At 74.2% G+C, this 22,596-nt stretch carries 20 protein-coding genes and 3 tRNA genes; 6 read left to right on the forward strand and 17 right to left on the reverse strand.

Annotated features, from left to right (window positions below; genetic code table 11):
* Nucleotides 1-12: 12 nt before the first annotated feature.
* Nucleotides 13-894 carry an NUDIX hydrolase gene (locus CO540_RS12555; protein ID WP_172967837.1) on the forward strand — a complete coding sequence of 294 codons (882 nt, stop codon included), beginning with the start codon at nt 13-15 and terminating at the stop codon, nt 892-894.
* Between the two features lie 11 nt (nt 895-905).
* Here the strand turns inward: CO540_RS12555 and CO540_RS12560 are convergent, their stop codons facing one another.
* The 4 genes from CO540_RS12560 to leuC all read right to left on the reverse strand — a co-directional run bounded on the left by CO540_RS12560 (nt 906) and on the right by leuC (nt 5,751).
* The gene (locus CO540_RS12560) at nt 906-2,777 is read right to left on the reverse strand and encodes an endonuclease/exonuclease/phosphatase family protein (RefSeq protein WP_099162178.1); all 1,872 of its coding nucleotides are present in this window, start codon (nt 2,775-2,777) and stop codon (nt 906-908) included.
* Between the two features lie 141 nt (nt 2,778-2,918).
* On the reverse strand, nt 2,919-3,545 hold the full coding sequence (locus tag CO540_RS12565) for an HU family DNA-binding protein (RefSeq protein WP_098743362.1): 627 nt from the start codon (nt 3,543-3,545) through the stop codon (nt 2,919-2,921).
* 160 nt (nt 3,546-3,705) lie between these two features.
* Complete coding sequence (gene leuD, locus CO540_RS12570; protein ID WP_091580488.1) at nt 3,706-4,293, reverse strand: 3-isopropylmalate dehydratase small subunit; 588 nt, start codon at nt 4,291-4,293, stop codon at nt 3,706-3,708.
* A gap of 15 nt (nt 4,294-4,308) precedes the next feature.
* Nucleotides 4,309-5,751, reverse strand: coding sequence for a 3-isopropylmalate dehydratase large subunit (leuC, locus tag CO540_RS12575; RefSeq protein WP_099162179.1), 1,443 nt, complete (start codon nt 5,749-5,751; stop codon nt 4,309-4,311).
* 49 nt (nt 5,752-5,800) lie between these two features.
* Here leuC and CO540_RS12580 point away from each other — a divergent pair, with 49 nt between their 5' ends.
* Nucleotides 5,801-6,487, forward strand: coding sequence for an IclR family transcriptional regulator (locus tag CO540_RS12580; protein WP_013284529.1), 687 nt, complete (start codon nt 5,801-5,803; stop codon nt 6,485-6,487).
* A gap of 340 nt (nt 6,488-6,827) precedes the next feature.
* Here CO540_RS12580 and CO540_RS12585 read toward each other — a convergent pair.
* From CO540_RS12585 to CO540_RS12600, 4 genes are all read right to left on the reverse strand, one after another.
* Nucleotides 6,828-6,900 (reverse strand) — tRNA-Glu (locus tag CO540_RS12585).
* A 152-nt stretch (nt 6,901-7,052) separates the two neighbouring features.
* Nucleotides 7,053-7,125, reverse strand: a tRNA-Glu gene (locus CO540_RS12590).
* A 75-nt stretch (nt 7,126-7,200) separates the two neighbouring features.
* Nucleotides 7,201-7,272: transfer RNA gene (locus tag CO540_RS12595), tRNA-Gln, on the reverse strand.
* 106 nt (nt 7,273-7,378) lie between these two features.
* Complete coding sequence (locus tag CO540_RS12600; RefSeq protein ID WP_098743366.1) at nt 7,379-8,182, reverse strand: fumarylacetoacetate hydrolase family protein; 804 nt, start codon at nt 8,180-8,182, stop codon at nt 7,379-7,381.
* Between the two features lie 157 nt (nt 8,183-8,339).
* Here CO540_RS12600 and CO540_RS12605 point away from each other — a divergent pair, with 157 nt between their 5' ends.
* Complete coding sequence (locus CO540_RS12605) at nt 8,340-9,758, forward strand: hypothetical protein (protein ID WP_099162180.1); 1,419 nt, start codon at nt 8,340-8,342, stop codon at nt 9,756-9,758.
* A gap of 34 nt (nt 9,759-9,792) precedes the next feature.
* Entirely contained in the window at nt 9,793-10,683 is an 891-nt protein-coding gene (locus CO540_RS12610; RefSeq protein ID WP_099162181.1) for a 3-methyladenine DNA glycosylase, read from the forward strand.
* A 73-nt stretch (nt 10,684-10,756) separates the two neighbouring features.
* On the opposite strand, the gene CO540_RS12615 is transcribed toward CO540_RS12610, so the two are convergent.
* Nucleotides 10,757-11,332, reverse strand: a complete 576-nt coding sequence (locus CO540_RS12615; protein ID WP_099162182.1) for a GNAT family N-acetyltransferase — start codon at nt 11,330-11,332, stop codon at nt 10,757-10,759.
* 112 nt (nt 11,333-11,444) lie between these two features.
* On the opposite strand from CO540_RS12615, the gene CO540_RS12620 reads away from it, so the two are divergent.
* Nucleotides 11,445-13,874 carry a low temperature requirement protein A gene (locus tag CO540_RS12620; RefSeq protein ID WP_099162183.1) on the forward strand — a complete coding sequence of 810 codons (2,430 nt, stop codon included), beginning with the start codon at nt 11,445-11,447 and terminating at the stop codon, nt 13,872-13,874.
* An 11-nt stretch (nt 13,875-13,885) separates the two neighbouring features.
* On the opposite strand, the gene arfB is transcribed toward CO540_RS12620, so the two are convergent.
* The 7 genes from arfB to CO540_RS12655 form a co-directional block, all read right to left on the reverse strand.
* Nucleotides 13,886-14,311, reverse strand: a complete 426-nt coding sequence (arfB, locus tag CO540_RS12625; RefSeq protein WP_091580508.1) for an alternative ribosome rescue aminoacyl-tRNA hydrolase ArfB — start codon at nt 14,309-14,311, stop codon at nt 13,886-13,888.
* A gap of 10 nt (nt 14,312-14,321) precedes the next feature.
* On the reverse strand, nt 14,322-14,618 hold the full coding sequence (locus tag CO540_RS12630) for a hypothetical protein (RefSeq protein ID WP_098743372.1): 297 nt from the start codon (nt 14,616-14,618) through the stop codon (nt 14,322-14,324).
* An 88-nt stretch (nt 14,619-14,706) separates the two neighbouring features.
* Complete coding sequence (locus CO540_RS12635) at nt 14,707-15,567, reverse strand: S1C family serine protease (protein ID WP_098743373.1); 861 nt, start codon at nt 15,565-15,567, stop codon at nt 14,707-14,709.
* A gap of 47 nt (nt 15,568-15,614) precedes the next feature.
* Nucleotides 15,615-16,574, reverse strand: coding sequence for a VWA domain-containing protein (locus tag CO540_RS12640; RefSeq protein WP_098743375.1), 960 nt, complete (start codon nt 16,572-16,574; stop codon nt 15,615-15,617).
* Complete coding sequence (locus CO540_RS12645; protein ID WP_099162184.1) at nt 16,571-17,632, reverse strand: DUF58 domain-containing protein; 1,062 nt, start codon at nt 17,630-17,632, stop codon at nt 16,571-16,573. Before CO540_RS12645 ends, CO540_RS12640 begins: the two co-directional genes overlap by 4 nt.
* Nucleotides 17,629-18,678, reverse strand: coding sequence for a MoxR family ATPase (locus CO540_RS12650; RefSeq protein ID WP_091580527.1), 1,050 nt, complete (start codon nt 18,676-18,678; stop codon nt 17,629-17,631). Before CO540_RS12650 ends, CO540_RS12645 begins: the two co-directional genes overlap by 4 nt.
* Before the next feature lie 192 nt (nt 18,679-18,870).
* On the reverse strand, nt 18,871-19,395 hold the full coding sequence (locus tag CO540_RS12655; RefSeq protein WP_099162185.1) for a hypothetical protein: 525 nt from the start codon (nt 19,393-19,395) through the stop codon (nt 18,871-18,873).
* 322 nt (nt 19,396-19,717) lie between these two features.
* Between CO540_RS12655 and CO540_RS12660 the strand changes: the two genes are divergently transcribed.
* Nucleotides 19,718-20,710, forward strand: coding sequence for an endonuclease/exonuclease/phosphatase family protein (locus CO540_RS12660; RefSeq protein WP_371682279.1), 993 nt, complete (start codon nt 19,718-19,720; stop codon nt 20,708-20,710).
* Between the two features lie 10 nt (nt 20,711-20,720).
* Here CO540_RS12660 and cimA read toward each other — a convergent pair whose 3' ends face one another.
* Nucleotides 20,721-22,319 carry a citramalate synthase gene (gene cimA / locus CO540_RS12665; protein WP_099162187.1) on the reverse strand — a complete coding sequence of 533 codons (1,599 nt, stop codon included), beginning with the start codon at nt 22,317-22,319 and terminating at the stop codon, nt 20,721-20,723.
* Between the last annotated feature and the right edge of the window lie 277 nt (nt 22,320-22,596).

Genomic DNA, 22,596 nt, shown 5'->3' on the forward strand with positions numbered 1-22,596 from the left:
TACGGTGAGCGGATGAGCGACGACGAACCGGTGCGGATCCGGGCGGCGGGTGGCGTCGTCTGGCGTCCGGGTCCCACCGGCGTCGAGATCTGCCTGGTGCACCGTCCCCGCTACGGCGACTGGTCACTGCCCAAGGGCAAGCTGGACGCCGGCGAGCACCCGCTGGTCGCCGCCGTGCGGGAGGTGGCCGAGGAGACCGACGTGCGGGCCGTGCCGCAGGTCCGCCTGCCCACGGTCCGCTACCGCAGCGAGGGCCGACCCAAGGCGGTCGACTGGTGGTCGATGCGGGCCGTCGGCGCCGGCGGCTTCCAGCCCGGCACCGAGGTCGACGAGGTGGCCTGGTACGCGGTGGACGACGCCGCCCGCCGGGTCAGCTATCCGCACGACGCCGAGGTGATCGCCGCGTTCGCGGCGCTGCCGCCGGTCACCGCCACGCTGCTGCTGGTCCGGCACGCGCACGCCGGCAAGCGGGGCACGTGGACCGGCCCGGACACCGGCCGCCCGCTGGACGCCGAGGGGCGGGCGCAGGCGCGGGCGCTGGTCCCGCTGGTGTCCCTGGTCCGCCCGGTGCGCCTGCTCTCCGCGTCGGCCCGCCGCTGCGTGCAGACCCTGGACCCGGCGGCGACCCACCTGGACCTGCCGATCGAGGTCTGCGGCGACCTGGACGAGCCGGCGCCGGGCCAGCAGGCCGAGGAGTGCGCGCTCGCCGCCGCCGCGCGGCTGACCGCGCTGGCCGCCGCCGGCGAGCCGGTCGCGGTGTGCAGCCAGGGCAAGGTGATCCCGGGCGCGCTGGAACGGCTCACCGGCCGCGCCGACGACTTCACCACCGCCAAGGGGGGCGGCTGGCTCCTCCCCTTCGCCGGCGACCGACTGGTGCTCGCCGACCGCCTGTAGGCGGGCCGGGTTCACGGGAACGCGACGGTGAGCGTCACCGGGAGGTGGTCGCTGGCCTCGGTACGCGGCGCGCGCACCTCGGCGGCGGTCAGGCCCGGCGAGACGAGGACGTGGTCGATCTGGGTACGCGGGTCGTCGGCGGGGCTCGTCCGCAGCGGCCGGGCGGCGGCCAGCGCGTCCACCAGACCGGCCCGGGTGAACTCGGCGAACGCCGGATCGTCCGGCTCGGTGTTGAGGTCGCCGCCGAGCACCAGCGGCCGGCCGGCCGCGTATTCGCCGGCGAACGCGGCCACCTCGCGGGCCTGTTCCACCGGATCCCGGCCGGGCGGCGGTTGCAGGTGGGTGGCGACCACGGCCAGCTCGCGCCCGCCGAGGTCGAGCGTCACGCCGAGCGCCTGCGCCCCGGTCGGCGCGCCGTGCGCGGTCAACGGCCGGGTCCGGCCGGAGCGCAGCGGGAATCGGGTGAGCACCGCGTCGCCCCACACCGGGTCGGCGGCGGGCGCGAAGACGTACGGCATCCCCAGCCGACCGGCCAGCAGCGCCACCGTGTCGTGCCCGCCGTTGAGCCACCAGCCCCGGTCCACCTCGCTGAGCAGCACCACGTCCGCCCCGCGCAGCTGTCCGGCGACCGCGTCGAGGTCCAGCCGGCCGTCGATGCCGAAGCCCATCCGGATGTTGTAGGCGGTGACCCGCACCGTCCCCGGCGGGCCGCCCGGCCGGGGGTCCGACGGCGGGGCGTGCAGGTGGGCGGCGAGCCCGGCCGACGCCGTCAGGCCGAGGAGGAGCCAGGTCCGCGCCGGATCGGGCAGGGTCGGGGCGGACCACGGTGGCCCGGTGAACGCCACCAGAGCGACCAGGACGGCCGCGGCGACCGGCACCCACTCGTTGGGGTACCCGAGGTCGTAGGCGGCGTAGTAGGCCACCGTGGCCACCGCGAAGACCAGCATTCCGACGACGGCGGCCCGACCGCGCCGCGCCGCCGCCCGTCCGTCCGGGTCGGCGCCGGCCACCGCGTCGTCGGTCGTCGAGTCGGTCAGCGCCAGGCAACCGCCGAGCCCGGCGGCGGTGAGCAGGTACGCCGGGACCAACCGCCCGGTCGCGAACAGCACCGCGCCCGCGACCAGCGCGACCGGCCAGAGCACCCGGGCGAGTCGGGCCGGCATCCGGAGCAGCACGGCCGCCAGGAACAGCAGGACCGCGTACCCGCCCAGCACGGGGACGGCGGGACGGGCGAGGCCGGGGAAGTCGGGGGAACCGGCGCCGGCGGCGGCGCTCCAGACCGCCGGGGCGAGCGCGATCTGGTTGGCCAGCAACAGCGCCGGACCGCAGAGCAACCAGGCCCGCCGCCCGGCGGACGGCGTCGCCGGCCGTCGTGTCGCGGAGAGCCCGGCCGCGGCGAGGAACGCCAGCACCAGCGGGACGCTCAGGCTCCACCCGAGCACACCACCGCGCCAGACCAGGTCCTCGGTGCCGAGCAGGGCGTGCCCGACCGCGTTGCCGGCCAGGCCGAGCGCCAGCCCGGCGACCGGCCGGTCGACGAGCGCGGCGGCCGCGGCGAGCCAGACCAGGCCGGCGAGCAGCCCGGCGCACGCCAGCCAGAGCTGGGCCGTGCCACCGGGACCGGCGGTCAGGAGCAGGCGTACGGCGGCCAGCACGCCGGCCGCCGCGAGGCCGACCGGGCGGACGCCGAGCCGGCGTACCAGGCCGGGCGCGGCCAGCGCGAGCACGAACCAGCCGAGCGCGAACGCGCCGAGCAGCTCGGCGGGCGTCTCGGCGGCGCGGCCGAAGAGCGTGATGACCGACGGGAGCCAGACCCGAAGCACGTCCAGCAGGACCGTGACGCCCAGGGCGAGCGCGAGGGTGCAGAGGTGACGGTGCCGCACGGGCGCCTCTTCTCGTGACCGACGGGGGTTTCGGCACGGCGATTCTGCGCGGCGGCGCGGCGGCGCGGCGGGCGGTCAACGCGTACCCACGGACGAGGGCGCCCACCGCGAACGGTGGGCGCCCCCGGTGGGACGGTCCGGTCAGCGCCGGGTGGCGGCCTTCTTGGCCGGCGCCTTCTTCGCGGGCGCCTTCTTGGCCGCCGTGGTCTTCTTCGCCGTGGCCGACTTGGCCGCGGTCGTCTTCTTGGCCGCGGTGGTCTTCTTGGCCGTGGCGGACTTCGCCGCGGTCGTCTTCTTCGCCGCCGCGGTCTTGGTCGCGGTGGCCTTCTTGGCCGGTGCGGCCTTCTTGCTCGCGGCCGTGGTCTTGGTGGCCTTCGCCGCCGTGGTCTTCTTCGCGGCCCCGGTGGTCTTCGCCGCCGTGGTCTTCTTCGCCGCCGCGGTGGTCTTGGCGGCCCCGGTGGTCTTCTTCGCGGCGGCGGTGTCCTTCGGCACCTTGCCGCTGGCCACCATCTCCTTGAAGCCCGCGCCCGCCCGGAAGGTCGGGACGGAGGTCTTCTTGACCTTCACCGCCTCGCCGGTCCGCGGGTTGCGCGCTGTTCGGGCTCCCCGGACGCGCTTCTCGAACGCTCCGAATCCGGTGATCGCCACCTTCTCGCCCTTGGTGACCGCCGCCTGGACCTCAGCGAGAACCGCGTCGAGCGCGGCCGTCGCCGTCTTCCGGTCCCCCAGGCGAACGGCGAGCGCCTCGATGAGCTCGGCCTTGTTCACGACTTCCTCCCGATTGTGCAACTGACTCGACGCGAGCCATTCTGCGCGCACGGTATGCCCTGTGCTGCCTGGACACAAACATTCGGTGGAAAAAAGCCCTTGTGTCGCAACGGATTCGCCCCCACCGGCCGGGCCGGTGGGGGCGAAAAGGGGGTACGGGTCAGGCGATCGAGGGCAGGAACACCGGTCGGGAGGCCTCGTACGTGGCGATGTCGGCCTCGTGCCGGAGGGTGAGTCCAATGTCGTCCAAGCCCTCCATCAGCCGCCACCGACTGTGGTCGTCCAGCGGGAAGGCCCAGGTGGCATCCCCGGCGCGGACCTCGCGGGCGTCGAGATCGACGGTGACCGGAGTGGTCGGATCGGATTCCGCGAGCGCCCAGAGTTGCTCCACGGCACTCAATTCCAGCTCGACCGGAAGGAGCCCTTCCTTCAGCGCGTTGCCGCGGAAGATGTCGCCGAAGCGGGGCGACACGACGGCCCGGAACCCCCAGTCCCGCAGCGCCCAGACGGCATGCTCCCGGGACGACCCGGTGCCGAACTCCGGACCGGCCACAAGAATCGACGCTCCCGAATAAGCGGGATCGTTGAGAACGAATGACGGGTCCTCCCGCCACGCATTGAACAGGCCGTCGGCGAAACCGGTCCGGGTCACCCGCTTGAGGTACACGGCGGGGATGATCTGGTCGGTGTCCACGTTGGACCGCCGCAGCGGCACCACGGTGCCGGTGTGGGTGGTGAACTTGTCCATCTCTCGGCTGCCCTTCTACAGGTCGGCGGGGGCGGCCAGCCGGCCGACCACGGCGGTGGCGGCGGCGACCGGCGGGGACACCAGGTGGGTACGCCCGCCCCGGCCCTGGCGGCCCTCGAAGTTGCGGTTGGAGGTCGAGGCGGAGCGCTCCCCGGGCCTGAGCGTGTCGGGGTTCATCCCCAGACACATGGAGCAGCCGGCGAACCGCCACTCGGCGCCCGCGTCGGTGAAGACCTGGTCCAGCCCCTCGATCTCGGCCGCCTCCCGGACCGCGGCGGAGCCGGGAACCACGAGCATGCGTACGCCGTCGGCGACCCGCCGCCCGCGCAGCACGTCGGCGGCGGCCCGCAGGTCCTCCAACCGGCCGTTGGTGCAGGAGCCGACGAAGACCACGTCGACGGCGAGGTCGCGCAGCGGGGTGCCGGGGCTGAGGTCCATGTATTCCAACGCCCGCCGGGCGGCGACCCGCTCCGGCTCGGTGTCGAACGCCTCCGGGTCCGGCACGGTCGCGCCCAGCGGCACGCCCTGACCGGGGTTGGTGCCCCAGGTGACGAACGGCGTGATCCGGCTCGCGTCCAGCGTGACCTCGGTGTCGAACGTCGCGCCCTCGTCGGTGGGCAACGTCCGCCAGTATTCCAGCGCCGCGTCCCAGTCGGCCCCCTGGGGCGCGTTCGGCCGCCCCTTCAGGTACGCGAACGTGGTCTCGTCCGGCGCGATCATGCCGGCCTTGGCGCCCCACTCGATGGACATGTTGGCGATCGTCATCCGCCCCTCCATCGACAGGTCGCGGATGGCCTCGCCCCGGTACTCGACGATGTGGCCGCGACCGCCGCCGGTGCCCACCTGCGCGATCAGCGCGAGCACCAGGTCCTTGGCGGTGACGCCGGGCGCCAGTTCGCCGACCACGTTGACCGCCATGGTGCGCGGGCGGGCCTGCGGCAACGTCTGGGTGGCGAGCACGTGCTCGACCTCGCTGGTGCCGATGCCGAACGCGAGCGCGCCGAACGCGCCGTGGGTGGCGGTGTGCGAGTCGCCGCAGACGATCGTCATGCCGGGCTGGGTGAGACCGAGCTGCGGGCCGATGACGTGCACGATGCCCTGGTTCTCGTCGCCCAGCGGGTGCAGCCGCACCCCGAACTCGGCGCAGTTGCGGCGCAGCGTCTCGATCTGGGTGCGGGAGGTGGGGTCCGCGATCGTGAGCAGGTCGCCGCGCCGGGAGCGGAACGCCGGGTCGTCGTACCCGGTCGGGGTGTTGTGGTCCTCGGTCGCGATCGTCAGATCGGTCCGGCGCACCCCGCGCCCGGCCAGGCGCAGCCCGTCGAACGCCTGCGGGCTGGTCACCTCGTGCAGCAGGTGCAGGTCGATGAAGAGCAGGTCCGGCTCGCCGGCGGCGGAGCGGACCACGTGCGCGTCCCAGACCTTCTCGGCCAGGGTCCTCGGTTGAGTGACTCCCACCATCTGGACATCCTAAATTCTGGGAGGTAAATTTCGGCTTGTGGGACACAGTATGAGCGGTGTCGGCGTTCTCGACAAGGCGGTGGTCATCCTGGCCGCCTGTGTCGACGGCGCCAGCCTGGCCGAACTCGTTGAACGCACCAAGCTGCCCCGGGCCACCGCGCACCGGCTGGCACAGGCGCTGGAGATCCACCGGATGCTGGTCCGGGACACCCAGGGCCGATGGCGCCCGGGTCCACGCCTGGGCGAGCTGGCCAACGCGGCCCCGGACGTGCTGCTCACCGCCGCCGAGCCGCTGCTCGCGGCGCTGCGCGACGCCACCGGCGAGAGCGCCCAGCTCTACCTGCGCCGCGCCGACGAGCGCATCTGCGTGGCCGCCGCCGAGCGCGCCAGCGGTCTGCGGGACACCGTCCCGGTCGGCTCGGTGCTGCCGATGACCGCCGGCTCGGCGGCCCAGATCCTGCTCGCCTGGGAGCCACCGGAGGCGGTCATGCCGCTGCTCCCCCGCTCCAAGTTCACCGGCCGCACGCTGGCCGAGGTGCGCCGGCGCGGCTGGGCGCAGAGCGTCGCGGAGCGGGAGGCCGGCGTGGCGAGCGTCTCCGCCCCGATCCGGGACCGCACCGGGCGGGTGATCGCCGCGATCAGCATCTCCGGTCCGATCGAACGCCTCGGCCGCCGCCCCGGCGAACGCCACGCCATGGCCGTCGTCCGCGCCGGCCAACGCCTCTCCGGCCTCTGACCCCCGGCTGCCCGGCTGCCCGGCTGCCCGGCTGCCCGGCTGCCCGGCTGCCCGGCTGCCCGGCTGCCCGGCTGCCCGGCTGCCCGGCTGCGAGATCTTGGTACGAAACGGCCCCTCCAGGGGCCGTTTCGTACCAAGATCTTCGCTGTTCCAGGCGGCGGCAGCCGTCCCGCTCCGTCGATCAAGGAGTTTGCGTCGGCTCGGGGCAGCGCGGGTGACGCGAACTCCTTGATCGACGAGGAGCGACCGGGCCGGAGGGGACGCGGAGCGACCAGGCCGGAGGGAAGGCAGAATGTCGAACGGCCCGTCTCGCGGGAGCGAGACGGGCCGTTCGATGACGTAGCCCCGACCGGATTCGAACCGGCGCTACCGCCTTGAGAGGGCGGCGTCCTGGGCCGCTAGACGACGGGGCCAGGCACTTTTCCTGCTTCACCACCCTGCCGGGCGGCGTGGCAGTAGTCTAGCGGCACCGCGTCCGGCACCGCCGCCGGGGGTCACCCCCTGCGCGGGGAGCCGAACAGCAGAACAGCCCGCCCCCGGGAAGTGGGACGGGCTGACGGTGCTGTAGCCCCGACCGGATTCGAACCGGCGCTACCGCCTTGAGAGGGCGGCGTCCTGGGCCGCTAGACGACGGGGCCAGAACCTTCTTGCACTCCGGCAGCGGTGAACTGCCGGAATCCAGCGACCGAGGTTCTTGCGAACCCGCGGCTGCGCTGGGGTACCAGGACTCGAACCTAGACTAACTGAACCAGAATCAGTCGGGCTGCCAATTACCCCATACCCCATTGGCCCCTTGCGGCGCCGGGAATGAACTTTACCCTCCCGGTGCCGACAGGCCAAATCCAACCCCCCGAACCACCCTTGACCTGCGGAAACGGGGCGTCGGACGGATCAGGCGACGGGGACGACGGGGTTGCTGAGTTCCCCGATCCCCTCGATCCGCACGGTGACCGTATCCCCCTCGGTGAGCGGGCTAACCCCCGCCGGCGTGCCGGTGAGCACCACGTCGCCGGGAAGCAGCGTCATCACGTGCGAGATGTAGGACACCAGGCCCGGCACGTCGAAGACCATGTCCTTGGTCCGGCCGAGCTGGCGGACCTCCATCTCCTCCGGGTTGCGGCCCACCTCGCACCGGATCTCCAGGTCGGCCACGTCCAGCCCGGTGGTGATCCACGGACCGATGGGGCAGAACGAGTCGAAGCCCTTGGCCCGGGTCCACTGGCCGTCGGACCGCTGGAGGTCCCGCGCGGTGACGTCGTTGGCGCAGGTGTAGCCGAAGATGGCCCGCTCGGCGGCGGCCCGGTCGGCGCGGCGGGCGCCCGGCGCCCCGATCACCACGGCCAGCTCCGCCTCGTGCTCCACCTGCTTCGAGAAGATCGGCAGGCGGATGGCGTCCCGCGGACCGATCACCGAGGTGGACGGCTTGAGGAAGAGCAGCGGCTCCTTGGGCACCTCGCTGCCGTGCTCGGCGGCGTGCTCGGCGTAGTTACGCCCGACACAGACCACCTTGCTGGGCAGGATCGGCGACAGGAGCCGGACGTCGGAGAGCGCCCAGCGGGCGCCGGAGAACTGGATCTGCCCGAACGGGTGCCCCTCGATCTCGGCGATGGTCAGGCCCTGCGGCCCGGCCTCCGGTTCGCCCTCGACGACTCCGAACGACATTCCCTTGGCATGAGCGAAACGAGCGATACGCACCTGGCCAATCTATCCCCGACACCGGCGGGTGGCAGCCGGTCCGGCCCGGCGCGGCCGGCCAGGGTACGCCGGATCACACCGGCCGGGGCGGGATTGCCGGCTTCGTACCCGCCCGGCGGGCCCCGGACCATAGCTTCGGGTCCGGAGGTTCGTTGGTATGCCTGCATCGAGACGACACCACAGGACCCTGGCAGTGCTGGTGAACTGCCTCGGCGTCATCGCCGCCGTGCCCGCGCTGCCCCCGGCGGCGCCCCGGGCGGCCGCCGCTCCCGCCCGACCGGCCCCACCGCCGGCCGCGGTCGCGGCGCCGGCCCGCCCGGCCGAGGCGGCCACCCCGATCCCGACCGGCGTCCCGGCGGTGCCGCCCGCGGTGCCGACCACCGGCCCGGCTCCGGTCCCGGCGTCGATGCCACCGGTGAGCGTGGCGGTGGGCGCGGCCGGCACGCCGGCGCCGGGTTACCGGATCGAGGTGCGCAACGCCGGTACGACGCCGGTCGAGACGCTGGTGCGGCAGGAGCTGCCGACCGGCTCCCGCGCCACCACGGTGACCGGCGGGGGCCGGGCCACCGGCCCGGTCGGGGCGACGGCCGGCGAGGTCACCTGGCGGCTGCGGCTGCCGGCGCGGAGCACCACCACCCTGCACACCGCGCTCGCGGTCACCGGCCCGGGCCGTTCGGTGACGGCCCCCACCTGCGTCTACGGCACCGACGGCACCCGTCCGTACGACTGCGCCACGGCGACCTGGGTGGGCGCGGCCACGGCGCCGGCGGCGCAGGTGACGGCGGCCCCGGCCTGGCGTCGTCCGCCGGTGCTGCTGGCCGCGTTCGCCGCGCTGCTGGTGCTCACCGGCGGCCTGCTCTGGTGGGCGGCGGCCCGGCGACGCCGCCGGCCCGCCACGACGAGCGGGGGCACGATCGGGGCGTCGGGCGCGACCGGGACTCGACCGGCCGAACCGGTCGCCGCGAGCGGGGCGGGCGGCCCGGAGGACCGGAGCACCGTCTACCCGCGCCCCGCGCTGCCCACGCCCGCCGTCCGACGTCGCCGGCCGCCGGTCTGGCTGGTGGTCGGCGTGGCCGCCGCGGTGCTGGCCGGCGTGGTCGGGGCGGCGGCGTGGACGGCCACGCAGCGGGTCGCCGCGATGGACACCACCAAGCAGCCGACCAGCGGCGCCTGGGTGGGCAGCAGCGTCACCGGCGCGCTGGGGGTGCCGTTGCGGGAGACCGCGTTCGAGTTCACCGTCTACCGGATGAGCTGCGGGACGGGGGTGCTGCCGGCGGCGCCGGGCGGCGGGCGGCCGTGCCTGGCCACCGTGGGCGTGCGCAACCTCACGTCCGAGCAGCAGACGTGGCACGGTCAGTTGCAGCGCGCGTACCTGCCCGGCGGCAACTGGGTGGCCGCGGACGAGAACGCCACGCGGGTGGCGAACCTCGGCCGGGACGTGTTCGCCCAACCGGTGGCCGCCGGCCGGCGGGTGCTGCTGCCGCTGGTCTTCACCGTGCACGGCGGCGAGCCGCCGAAGCAGTTGGAGCTGCGCAGCGGGGTGTTCTCCGCCGGCGTGCGGGTGGACGTGGACTGACCGGGGTGCGGGCGGCGGTCGTACCCTGGGGTCCGTGACCGCCGCCCTCGCCCCCGCCGCCGTGCTCGACGCGGCCGACTGGCAGGCCCGCCGGCGCGCCCACGAGGAGCGGGTCGACGCCTGGCTGGCGCCGCACCTGGCCCGCCGCCGCACCGGGGTGAAGCATCCGGTGGAGGACTTCCTGTTCACCTACTACTCGCACCGGCCGGCGCAGCTGCGCCGGTGGCACCCCGGCGCGGGCGTGGCGCTGCGCGACGCCGACCCGGCCGGGTTCGGCCCGGACTACACCGCCGGCGCCGCCGGGCTCACCCTCGACACCGAGCGGGTACGCGCGCGGCGCGCCGAGTCGATCGACTGGATCCGTACGCTGCTGGCGGCCACCGCCGGTCGCCCGGCGCACCTGGGCTGCTTCGGCATGCACGAGTGGGCGATGGTCTACCGGCAGACGCAGGAGCAGGTGCGGCACAACGCCTGGCCGTTGCGCCTGAGCCCGGAGGCGACCGCGGCGGTGGTCGAGGAGCGTGGCGTGCGGTGCAGCCACTTCGACGCGTTCCGGTTCTTCACCGGTCCGGCCCGGCCGCTCAACGTGCTCCAACCGACCCGGGAGAGTCAGCACGCGCTGGAGCAGCCGGGCTGCCTGCACGCCAACATGGATCTCTACAAGTGGGCCTACAAGCTCTCGCCGCTGGTGCCGTCGGAGCTGGTCGCGGACGCGTTCGCGCTGGCCCGGGAGATCCGCGTGCTGGACATGCGGGCCAGCCCGTACGACCTGGCGGATCTGGGCCACCCGCCGGTGCGGGTGGAGACCCCGGAGGGCCGGGCCGAGTACGCCGCCGCCCAGCGCGGCTTCGCCGAGCGGGCCGCCGGGCTGCGGTCCCGCCTGCTGGCCGCGCTGGACCGGTCGGCGCCCGCCGGCCCGGCCTGAGCCGGGCCGCGGCGGGTCAGCCGAGCGCGCAGGCCGGCGTCGGCGAGCACGGACGCGGGTCGACGCCTCCGGCTCAACCCTCCGGATGCCCCCGGTGTCGGGCCCACTCCGGCGCGAGGATCGACATGACGGTGGCGTCCACCCAGCCGTCGCCGTCGCGCAGCACCTGCCGCAGCGTCCCCTCGGCCACGAAGCCGACCTTCTCGTAGGCCCGCCGGGCGCGCGGGTTGAACGCGAACACCTCCAGCCCGACGCGGTGCAGGCCGAGCTGCTCGAAGCCGTGGCCGACGATCAGCCGGACCGCCTCGGTGCCGAGGCCCCGGTCCCGTCCGGTCGGCCCGATGAGGGTGCGGAAGTTGCAGCTCGCGTTGGCGCGGTCCCACTCGTTCAGCACCACCTCGCCGACGCAGCGCCCACTGGCGCGGTCGACCACGGCCAGGTCGAGCCGGTCGGTCTGGCTGTTGCGGGTGCCGTACCAGGCCCGCAGCCGGGTGTCGGGGAAGCCTTCCCCGGGCGGGCTCCCGGTCAGCCGGGCCACCTCCGGGTCGGTCAGGATCTCCGCCAGCGCGGGCAGGTCGTCGTCGTGGAACGGGCGCAGCAGCACACGCTCGCCGGTGAGCGTGGGCTTGACGGAGAAGTCGGTCGGCACGGGATGGATTCTGGGCAGCCGCGCAGCGGGCCGCAAACTTTTAAACCGCTGCCAGCCGGCCCGATCGGGCAATCCCCGACGCCCGAACCTCGGGCCTTGGCACAGTGGGGAAATGGGCGGGGTCGGTCGGATCCAACTGGCCGACCAGGCCGGCGGGGTCAGCCGGCTGGAGTTGTTCCTCGACCTGATCTTCGTGTTCGCCTTCCTCAACGTCACCGGGTTGACCGCCGAGCAGCTCAACCCGGCCGGTCTGCCCCGTGGACTCCTGCTCCTCGTGCTGCTCTGGTGGTGCTGGACGCCGTTCGCCTGGCTCGGGACGATGGTGCGACTGGATCGGGGCGTCCTGCCGGTGGCGATGTTCGGGCTCAGCGCCGCCCTGTTCGTGATGAGCCTGACGGTGCGGGAGGCGTTCCTGGATCGTCCGGGCGGGCTGTCCGGTCCCGTGGTCTTCGCCCTGGGTTACCTCGTCGTGCGGGGCACCGCGCTCGCCGTGGCCACGGTGGCCACGACGGACCGGACCGGGGTCCGGCACCTGATCCGGAGGGTCTGGCCGCCCGCCGCGGTGGGTGCGCTGTTCCTGCTCGCGGCGGCGGTGGCGCCGACCTACGTCCCGGATGCCGTCACCCGGGAGTGGGTCCGATTCGCCCTGGTCGGTTGTGCGGTCGTCGTCGAGTACGGCGGCGTCCTGCTGGTCGGAGCCCAGCGGTGGCGGATCGCCTCCATACCGTACTGGGCGGAGCGACACGCGCTGATCATCCTGATCGGGTTCGGCGAGACGATCATCTCGATCGGGCTCAGCCAGGGCATGGCGGTGGCGCAGCCGCTGACCCCGGCCGTGGTGATCGGGACTCTGCTCGGTGTCGTGCTCGCCGGCGCGCTCTGGTGGACGTACTTCGACATCGCCCGGTTCGCGGCGGAGAAGGCGCTCCAGCGGGTCGCGAGCGACCGGCGCGCGGCACTCGGACGGGACGCGTACAGCTTCCTGCACCTGCCGATGATGGCCGGACTGATCCTCGTGGCGCTGGGACTCAAGAAGGCACTCGGCGAGCTGCGGGTGCACAGCGGGGAGAGTGATCCGCTCCTCGGGGTGGCGACGCTCTACGGCGGGGTGGTGCTGTACCTGGTCGGACTGGTGCTGTTCGAGCTGCGGACGCTACGCATCCTGGGCCGCTCGCCGCTGCTCGGCATCGTGCTGGTGCTGGCGGCCGCGCCGGTCGCCCCGCGCCTGCCGGTGCTCGCCGAACTGGCCGTGCTGGCGGCTGCCGTGGGCGCGACCGCGTTGGCCGACGCGACGATCTTCCGGCACCGTCACCGGCGCCTGCACGTGGCCATCGGCGGCGCCCACGAGCACGCCGGCGTCACACCGAAGGAGCTCTTCTTCGACCTCGTCTTCGTGTACGCCTTCCTCCAGGTGGCGGCGCTGATGGCCGACGACCCGACGGTGAGCGGCGTCGTCCGCGGCCTGCTCGTGCTCACCACGCTCTGGCTGGCCTGGTGCGCCTACGCCTGGCTGGCCTCGGTGGTGCGTTCGGAGAGTCCCCTGGTACGCCTGGTGATGGTGCTGGTCGTGGCGGTCACCGCGGTGATCACGCTGGCCGGCCCGCAGGCGTTGGCGGACGCGCTGGGCGGCATGTCCGGGCCGCTGGTCTTCGTAGCCTGCTACGCCGTGATCCGGCTGCTGGTGCTCGTCTCGTTCGCCGGTGCGGCACGACAGCACCCGGGGATGTGGCCGCCGCGGCCGGCCCTGGCCACCGTGCCCAGCCTCGTCGCGCTCGGCCTGCTGCTGATCGCGGCGCTGGTGCCCGAGCCGGTGGGTGACATCCGAGCGCTCCCTCCGGTGCGGGTGGGCCTGTGGATCGCGGCGATCCTGGTCGACGTCCTCGGCAACGCCCGGGTCCTGCGCGTGCTGCGGATCGAATCCGCCGCGCACTGGGCCGACCGGTTCAGCCTGATCGTCATCATCGCGCTCGGCGAGGCGGTGATCTCGATGGGCACCGCGCTCGCCTACACCCCGATCTCGGCCCGGATCATCGTGGCGGTCCTGCTCGCCACCGGGCTGCTCGCCGCATTGTGGTGGGCTTACTTCGGCTGGGACAGCGCCGAGGGGGAACGGGCGTTGGAGGCCGCCGACGGAACGGTCCGGACGCGGATCGCCCGGAACGCGTACATGTTGCTGCACCTGCCCATGGTCGCCGGGATCGTGCTGGTCTCCCTGGGCCTGCGGAAATCCATGTCGGTGTTGGGCAGCGCCGGTCTCCTCACGTTGGGACCGCCGCCGTACCTGTTGGGGCACGCCGCGCTCTTCGGCGGGGTGCTGCTCTACCTGGTCGCCGTGCAGGCGTTCCACTCGCGGACCGTCGGACGCCGCCGGCCGCTCCGCGTGGCGCAGGCCGGGCTCGTGGCCGCGTTGCTGCCGCTGACGGCGGGGCTTCCGGCGCTGGTGTCACTGGCCCTGCTCACCGCGGTCTGCCTGGCCGTCACCGCCATCGAGGCGACCCGTGGCCGGCCCGTACCCGCCGTGCAGCCGGTGGTCTCGCACTGACCACCGGAGGATCAGTCGCCGTCCACCCGACGGTCGCGCTTGCGCTGCGACTGCCGCTTCTTCTCGGCCAACCGGCGCTCCTTGGCGCCCCGCGACGGTCGGGTCGGGCGGCGCGGCTTCGGCGGCGGGGCGACCGCCTCGCGCAGCAGGGCGGCCATCCGCTCCCGGGCCGCTTCCCGGTTGGCCAGTTGCGCGCGGTGCTCGCTGGCCGCGACGGTCAGCACGCCGTCGACCAGCCGGCCGGCGAGTCGGGTCAGGGCCCGTTCCCGCAGTGACTCGGGCACGCTCGGCGAGCCGGCCAGGTCGAAGCTCAACTCGACCCGCGAGTCGGTGGTGTTGACCCCCTGTCCGCCCGGCCCGGACGATCGGGAGAACCGCTCCCGCAGCTCGGCGGCGGGCACCACGAGCCGGTCGGTCACCCGCAGTCCGTCGTCCACGCCCCCGAGGCTAGCGCCCCGGACGGTGGCTCGGGGTGGGGGTTCCGGTCGGGGTGGGACTGGCCCGCTCCTCGTCGGAGCCCGACGCCGCGTACGCCGCCGCGCCGACCGTCAGCAGGGCGATCACGGCGATCTTGACGACCACGCCACGGATCGCGGTCCAGGCGTTGCGCCGGGCGCCGGGCACGCTGGTCCGGATCGTCTGGTAGTCCTTCCAGCCGCGCTGGGCACGGGCGTACGACGCGCCGACACCGGCGCCGATGACCAGGCCCACCACGAGGAGGGCCGCGATGACAGCTTGCTCCACCTCCGCCAGTATCCATACTCAGCGTAATATTTCCATTGTCCGATGCTCCCACGCCGGATATCCGACAGTTCCGCGGCGTCTGCGCAGCTCAGCCGCCACGACCGATGATGGTGTCGGCAGTCTGCTGGACCTGGTCGATCGGGATGGCGAAGCCGATGCCGATCGAGCCGTTCCCGTCGATGGTGGCGATGGCGGTGTTGACCCCGACCACCTCGCCGCGCGCGTTCACCAGCGGCCCACCGGAATTGCCCGGGTTGATGGAGGCGTCGGTCTGCACCGCCGTGTGCCGGCCGTTGCCGATCCGCACCTGCCGGTTGAGCGCGCTGACGATACCGGCGGTGACGGTGCCGGCCAGCCCGAGCGGCGAGCCGACCGCGAGCACCGGCTCCCCCACCCGGGTCGAGTTCGCCTTGGCCAACGGCAGCGGCGGCAGCCCGGCGGACGCCGGCACCTTGAGCACCGCGAGGTCGCTGCCCGGCTCCCGGCCCACCACCTCGGCGGGGAACCGACGCCCGTCCGAGGTCTCCACCGTCACCGGCCCCGAGCCACCCCGGGCGAGGATGTGGTCGTTGGTGACGATGTGCTGCTCGTTGTCGATGGCGAAGCCGGACCCGGAGGCCCCCGCGCCGGACTTCCCGGCGACCATCACCGACACCACGCCGGGCACGGTCCGGCCGGCGGCGGTGACCAGCTCCGCCGGCACCGGCGCGGCCGAGGCCGCGGACGGGCCGGGCGCACCCCGGTCGGCGGCCCAGGTGCCGGCCGCCGCGCCGGAGACGGTGGAGAGTGCCACCACCGCCGCCGCGCCCAGCAGCCGGCTCTGCCAACTCCGCCGCCCCGCCCCCTGGTCGGGGCCTGCCCCGTCCCGGTGCCCGCGCCCGTCCGGGTCCAGCTCCGGCGAGACGAACCACGGACCGCGCGGCTCGCCGAGTCCGGTCTGCACTGCCATGCCTGGCTCCTCACGTGTCGTGCCGTCGTCCGGTCGTGGTGTGCGGGTCAGGGCAGCCGGGAGAACCACCGCAGCGACCCGGCGGCGGCGCCCATGGCCAGGACCAGCCCGAGCCCGATGAAGCGGGCCGAGACGTCCTGCCGTTCCGTGCGGTAGCCGACCGACGTGCCGATGTCCTCGTAGACGTCCTTCAGCTCGGCGGTGGTGGACGCCTCGTGGAAACCGCCGCCGGTCTGGTCGGCCACCGCCTTGAGCGTCTGCCCGTCCACCGGCACCTGGATCGCCCGGCCGCCCCGGTCGACCGAGCCGCCGGGCGTGCCGAAGGAGATCGTGTGCACCGGCACCTTGGCGGCGACCGCCTGGTCGGCGGCCTCCATCGGGTCCATCCCGGAGGTGTTGGCGCCGTCGGAGAGGATGATGATCCGGGCCGGCGGGGGGTCCTTCGCGGCGGTGGCGTCCAGGCTCTTCACCGCGCCCAGCGAGGTGCTGATCGCCTCGCCGATCGCGGTCCCCTGCACGCCGGTGATCCCCTCGGCGAGCCGTTCGATCCCCTCGTGCAGCGCCTCCCGGTCGGTGCTCGGGGGCACCAGCACCGCCGCGCTGCCGGCGAACGCGACCAGGCCGACGTTGAACTCGTCGGGCAGCCCGTCGACGAACTTCCGGCCGGCCTCCTTGGCCGCGGTCAGCCGGTCCGGGTCCACGTCGGAGGCGAGCATCGAGGTGGAGACGTCCACCGCGACCATCACGGTGGCCCGCTCCCGGGGCACCCGCACCTCCGCCTCCGGCCGGGCGAAGCCGACCACCAGCAGCGCCAGCATGGCGAGGAAGAGTCCGGCCGGGACGTGTCGTCGCCAGGCCGGCCGGCGCGGGGCCACCCGGTCCAGCAGGCGCAGGTTGGTGAACCGGACCGCGTAGCGGCTCTGCCGGCGTTGCAGCACGAGATAGCCGGCGACCAACGCGGCGACGGCGAGCAGCAGCCACAGGCGGGCGGGCGACTGCCAGGTCATGCGGCACCTCCCCGGGCGCCGGCCGGCGCCGTCGCCAGCCGGCGCTGCTCGTGCACGTGCCGGACGACATCCGCGCACCAGTCCCGGTCGGTGCGCAGCTCCAGGTGGGTCGCGCCGGCCCGGCGCAGCGTGCGGCGGACCTGGTCGCGCTGCTCGGCGGCGGCCCGCGCGAACCGCTCGCGCAGGGCCGGGTCGCCGGTCCACACCTCGCGGTGGCGACCGCTCTCCGGGTCGACCAGCGTGATCAGGCCGACGTCGGGCAGTTCCAGCTCGCGCGGGTCGGTCACCTCCACGGCGAGCACCTGGTGCCGGACCGCCAGCCGGCGCAGCGCGGCCGCCCAGGGCGGCGGCGGGCCGTCCGGGTCCTCGGGCAGTTCGTCGAGGAAGTCGGAGACGACCACCACGAGGCCTCGGCCGGTGGCGACCCGGTGCAGGCCGTCCAGCCCGTCGGCGAGGCCCGGCGCGGCGCCCGCCCGGGCGCCGCCGGCCGGACCGGCCGCGCGCGGGTCCGGTCCGTCGTCGGTACGCGGGGCGCCGAGCAGCGCACGGAGCAGCCCGAGCAGATGGGTACGCCCGCTGCGGGCCGGGAACCGGCGCAGCCCGTCCGGGGCGAGCACCTGGGCGCCCAGCCGGTTGCCGACCCCGGCGGTGAGGAAGCCGACGCAGGCCACCGCCGCCACCGCGAGTTCCCGCTTGTCCAGCGCCGCGGTTCCGTACTCCATGCTGGCGCTGGCGTCGACGACCATCCAGGTGGTCAGCTCCCGGTCGGCGTCGACCTCGCGCACGTGCGGGACGGTGGTGCGCGCGGTGACCGCCCAGTCCATCCGGCGGACCTCGTCCTCGCCGGGGCGGTACTCGCGACTGCCGGCCGCCTCACTGCCGGGCCCGGGCAGCAGCCCCCGGTACCGGCCGTGCAGCAGACCGTCCAGCCGCCGGGTCACGGTCAGCTCCAGTCGGCGTACCCGCTGGTCGGGAGCGAGGTCGGCGAGGCCGGGAGCGGCGGCGCCGAGATCGGGCCGGGCGGGCGCGGGCGGGGCGGGGACGGCCCGGCGGGTCATGCCGCCGCCAGGTCCGGCGCCGCCTCCGCGGGCCCGGTCACCAGCCGGGGCGGGGGCACCGCCTCGACCAGCCGGCGCACCACGTCCTCCCCGGAGATGCCGTCGGCGACCGCGTCGAAGGAGAGCACCAGCCGGTGCGCCAGCACGTCCACCGCCAGGTCCCGGATGTCCTCGGGCAGCACGTAGTCCCGGCCGTGGATCAGGGCCTGTGCCCGGGCCGCCGCGACCAGACCGAGCGTGGCCCGGGGGCTCGCGCCGTACGCCAGCAGCGGGGCGACGTCGGGCAGCCCGAACCGCCCGGGGTCGCGGGTGGCGAGGATGAGCCGGACCACGTACTCGGCCAGCGCGTGGTGGACGAAGACGTCGGTCGCGCGGCGCTGGAGTTCCCGCAGCCGGGCCGGGTCGAGAACCGGGCGCGGGGTGGGCCGCTCGGTGCTCATCCGGTAGAGGATGGCCAGTTCGTCGGCGTCGCTGGGGTAGTCGACCACGACCTTCATGAGGAACCGGTCGCGCTGCGCCTCGGGGAGCTGGTAGACCCCCTCCGACTCGATCGGGTTCTGGGTGGCCAGCACCAGGAACGGGTCGGGCACCGGCCAGCTCCGCCCGGCGATCGAGACCTGCCGGTCGGCCATCGCCTCCAGCAGTGCCGACTGGACCTTGGCCGGGGCCCGGTTGATCTCGTCGGCGAGGACCAGGTTCGACATGATCGGTCCCAGCTCCACGTCGAACGTCTCGGTGGAGGCGCGGTAGATCCGGGTGCCGACGATGTCCGACGGGACCAGGTCGGGCGTGAACTGGATCCGGGCGAAGGTCCCGCCGACCACTGTGGCGAGCGTCTGCGCGGCCAGCGTCTTGGCCACCCCCGGTACGCCCTCCAGCAGGCAGTGACCGTCGGCGATCAGGGCGGTGAGCAGGCGGTCGACGAGCCGATCCTGCCCGACGATCACGCGTTTGACCTCGAAGAGGGTCTGTTCCAGCTCGACGCCGCTCGCATCGGCATCGACCGGGCTGGGCACGCTGGCCAGGGTGTCCGAGATGTCCGTCACGGTGCTTGCTTCCCGGGCCGGACGCGCGACAAACGTCGGATTATCGGCCCCTGTCCGGCCGTCGACGGGCCGGACCGGGAGGACCTCCCCGATCGGGCGGCAACGGCGTGAACCGGCGCTGTGAGGCCCGGACGGACACGGAACACGACATCGACCCCCGCCGGAGCGGGGGTCGACGCGCGGGCGGGTGGGTCAGTTGGCGATCACGATGTGGAACGGCCGGTCCGCGTAGCCGCCGGTGGAGTTGCGGGTCTGCACGAACACTCCGGTCGGCGTCAGGGTCCGCGGCGCGGCCCCGACCTCACCGCCCGGGGGCACGTTCGCCGTGTCGTTCGTGCCGATGGACACGTGGTACGACTTCGCGGAGACGTTGTAGTCCAGCAGCACCAGGTACTGGCCGGCGAGGACACCCGGCCCGGGCGCGAACTTGGACGAGGAGACGACGTTGCCGGAGTGCTGGAGCAGCGTGCCATTCTGCGCGACGACCGCCCAGGCCACCGTGCCCGGCGCCGGCGGGGCCAGGGTGGCGCGCAGGGCGGCCCGGGCGGCCCGCTGCTCGGCGGCGGTCACCGGCGGCTGCTGCGGAGCGTTCCGGACGGCGGGCTGCGGGACCTTCGCCTCCGGCTGGGCGGCGATCGCGACGCCTCCGCCCGCCACGGTGAGGGACAGGGCGGCGAGTGCCACCACCGTCGCCTTTCGCTTGAAGAATGTGGCCATGACAGATCTCCCTTTTGTGGACCGTGGTGATACGGCCGACCCGCGAATTGCCGCGCGGGCCGGATGCTTTCGAACACGGGCGATCGGGCGCGAACAATTGCGGACCATCGGGTATCCGCGTCGGGAGCGCACCGCTGCTGAACTGGCCTTACTACAGAGAGTCGCGACTTCTCAACCAGGTGGAACCTAGCACCGGAAAATGCGGCGGGTCAATAGTTCTCATTGCGTGTCCGCGACCCGCCTGAATTGCGAGTGCGCAGCGCTCGACCATTCACGAAATTGCTTCACGGGATGCGACGCGACGGCCGGTAGCCTGACCGTCGTGATCACGACGGAAGCGCCGACGCGCGGCGGCGCCCGGGGCGGGCGATGGGTCACGGCGGCGTGCTGGTCGGCCGCCGCGCCGGTGGCCGCCGGGGCGGTGCTGCGCCTGACCGGGCTGGAGCGGGGTCCGCTGGTGCTGACCACCGCCTTCACGCCGTACGTCGCGGCCCTGGCCTGGGTCGTGGCGGTGCCGGCGCTCGCGCTGCGGCGCCGGGCGCCCGCGGCGGTGGCGGCGCTCGCCGCGCTGGCGCTGCTCGGCGCGGTGGCCCCCCGCGCGCTGCCCGACGACCGGCCCCCGGCCGCCGGCCCGACGCTGCGGCTGCTCACCGCCAACCTGCGCCTGGGCTCGGCCGACCCGGCGGGCCTGGTGGAGCTGGTCCGCGCCCGGCGGGTGGACGTGCTCACCGTGCAGGAACTGACCCCGCGGCTCGCCGCCGACCTGGACCGGCTCGGCCTGGCCACGCTGCTGCCGCACCGGTCGCTGAGCCCTGAGGTGGGCGCCACCGGCTCCGGCCTGTACGCCCGCCACCCGCTGAGCGACACCGGCCACCGGCGCAACCGGGGCTTCTTCTTCACCCAGGCGTACGGGACGGTGGCGGTGCCGGGCGCGCCGCCGCTGCGGGTGGAGTCGGCGCATCCGGCCGCGCCGTACGCGGTCGACGTGGTGCCGGACTGGTGGACCGACCAGCGGGCGCAGCCGCCGGCCACGCCGACCGGCGGGCTCAGCGTGCTGGCCGGGGACTTCAACGCCACCCTGGACCACGCCGCGCTGCGCGACCTGATCGCGACCGGCTACACCGACGCGGCCGACGCGACCGGCACCGGCCTCGGTGGCACGTGGGGCCCGTACGACGGGGATCCGATCCCGCCGGTCACCATCGACCACGTGCTGGTCGACCGGCGGATCGCGGTCCGCGCCGCCGGCACCTGGCCGGTGCCCGGCAGCGACCACCGGGCGCTGCTGGCCGAGCTGCGCCTGCCGGCGGCGTGAGCCCTCCGTCTCAGGCGGGTGCCCCGTCCTGCGCCCGGGCCCGGTCCAGCCCGTAGGTGAGCGCGTCGACCAGGGCGTGCCAGCTGGCCTCGACCACGTTGGGGTGCACGCCGACCGTGGTCCAGTCGCGGCCGGCGCCGGCGGTCTCCACCAGCACCCGGGTCACCGCGCCGGTGCCGTGGCTGCCCTCCAGGATGCGGACCTTGTAGTCGGCCAGCTCGAACTCGCGCAGCTCCGGGTAGTGCCGGGCCAGCCCCACCCGCAGCGCCTCGTCCAGCGCGTTGACCGGGCCGTTGCCCTCGGCGGTGGCGATCACGCGCTCACCGCGTACCCGGATCTTGACGGTCGCCTCGGAGACCACCGCCCCGTCCTCGCGGTGCTCGACCAGCACCCGGTACGACTCCAGCGCGAACGGCCGGGCCGGCGCGGCGTCCGGCAGCTCCGAGCGGACCAGCAGCTCGAACGACGCGTCGGCGGCTTCGAACGACCAGCCGCCCGCCTCCAGCTCCTTCACCCGGGCGGTGACCGACGACAGCGCGTCCGGATGGCCGGCCAGGTCCAGGCCGAGCTCGCGACTCTTGAGCTCGATGCTGGCCCGGCCGGCCATCTCGGTCACCAGGATCCGCATGTCGTTGCCCACCACGGCCGGGTCGACGTGGTTGTAGAGCAACGGGTCGACCTTGATCGCGCTCGCGTGCAGCCCCGCCTTGTGGGCGAAGGCGGCGGCCCCGACGTAGGCCTGGTGGGTGTCGGGGGCGATGTTGGCGATCTCGGCGATGGCGTGCGCGACCCGCACCATCTGTTCCAGGCAGCCCTCCGGTAGGACGGGCATGCCGAGCTTGAGCTGGAGGTTGGCCACGATCGCGAACAGGTCCGCGTTGCCGGGGCGCTCGCCGTAACCGTTGGCGGTGCCCTGCACGTGCCGGACGCCGGCCTCGACCGCCGCGATGGTGTTCGCCACCGCGCAGGCGGTGTCGTTCTGGGCGTGCATGCCGAGCCGCTCGGGCGCGACGCCGGTGCGCGCGACCAGCTCCTCGATCGCGGCGGTGACCTGGGAGGGCAGCATGCCGCCGTTGGTGTCGCACAGCACGAACCGCTCGGCGCCGGCGGCCAGCGCGACCTCCACCACCGCGGCGGTGTAGCCGGGGTCGTGGCGGAAGCCGTCGAAGGTGTGCTCCCCGTCGACGAAGACGCGCCGCCCCTGCGCCACCAGGTACGCCACGGTGTCGCGGACCATCGCCAGGTTCTCCTCGGCGGTGGTGCGCAGCGCCCGCTCGACGTGCCGCAGGTCCGCCTTGGCGACCAGCGCCACGGCCGGGGTCCGGGCGTCGAGCAGCCCGCGTACCTGCGGGTCGTCCTCGACCGCCAGGCCGGCCTTGCGGGTGGCCCCGAAGGCGACCAGGACCGCGTGCCGCAGGTCCAGCTCGGTGCGGGCCCGGCGGAAGAACTCGGTGTCCTTGGGTACCGCCCCCGGCCAGCCGCCCTCGATGAAGCCGACTCCGAGGTCGTCGAGCAGGCGGGCCACCGCCAGCTTGTCGACCACCGAGTAGCTGAGCCCTTCACGCTGGGCGCCGTCGCGCAGCGTCGTGTCGTACACCTGGAAGGTCATCGGAGTCCTCTTCTCGTGCCTGGGGGAGCAACAAAAAGACCCCCCGCGGATGCGGGAGGTCTGCGCGCTCGGCGGAGGGGAAGGCCGGCGCGCTAGCTGCCAATGATCAGGACAGAGCTGGTCACGACGAGCACTCTGCCACCTCCGCCGGTTTTTGGGAGGCGAAATCCACATCCCGGGACGGCTGTGTCGCTGGTGATCGTCTTCACACGGGCGACCACCGCCCACGAGCGGAAACGGCGCTACGGAAGTATCTGGAACTGATCCAGTTACTGGC

The sequence above is a fragment of the Micromonospora sp. WMMA2032 genome (assembly GCF_002688545.1).
GTDB lineage: Bacteria > Actinomycetota > Actinomycetes > Mycobacteriales > Micromonosporaceae > Micromonospora > Micromonospora sediminicola.

Excerpts from the sequence above, each read along its gene's own strand:
- CO540_RS12655 (WP_099162185.1), bottom strand. The coding sequence starts at position 19,395 with ATGGCCACATTCTTCAAGCGAAAGGCGACGGTGGTGGCACTCGCCGCC.
- CO540_RS12635 (WP_098743373.1), bottom strand. The coding sequence starts at position 15,567 with ATGGCAGTGCAGACCGGACTCGGCGAGCCGCGCGGTCCGTGGTTCGTC.
- CO540_RS12620 (WP_099162183.1), top strand. The coding sequence starts at position 11,445 with ATGGGCGGGGTCGGTCGGATCCAACTGGCCGACCAGGCCGGCGGGGTC.
- leuC (WP_099162179.1), bottom strand. The coding sequence starts at position 5,751 with ATGGTGGGAGTCACTCAACCGAGGACCCTGGCCGAGAAGGTCTGGGAC.
- CO540_RS12555 (WP_172967837.1), top strand. The coding sequence starts at position 13 with ATGAGCGACGACGAACCGGTGCGGATCCGGGCGGCGGGTGGCGTCGTC.
- CO540_RS12605 (WP_099162180.1), top strand. The coding sequence starts at position 8,340 with ATGCCTGCATCGAGACGACACCACAGGACCCTGGCAGTGCTGGTGAAC.
- CO540_RS12640 (WP_098743375.1), bottom strand. The coding sequence starts at position 16,574 with ATGACCTGGCAGTCGCCCGCCCGCCTGTGGCTGCTGCTCGCCGTCGCC.
- CO540_RS12645 (WP_099162184.1), bottom strand. The coding sequence starts at position 17,632 with ATGACCCGCCGGGCCGTCCCCGCCCCGCCCGCGCCCGCCCGGCCCGAT.
- leuD (WP_091580488.1), bottom strand. The coding sequence starts at position 4,293 with ATGGACAAGTTCACCACCCACACCGGCACCGTGGTGCCGCTGCGGCGG.
- CO540_RS12580 (WP_013284529.1), top strand. The coding sequence starts at position 5,801 with ATGAGCGGTGTCGGCGTTCTCGACAAGGCGGTGGTCATCCTGGCCGCC.
- cimA (WP_099162187.1), bottom strand. The coding sequence starts at position 22,319 with ATGACCTTCCAGGTGTACGACACGACGCTGCGCGACGGCGCCCAGCGT.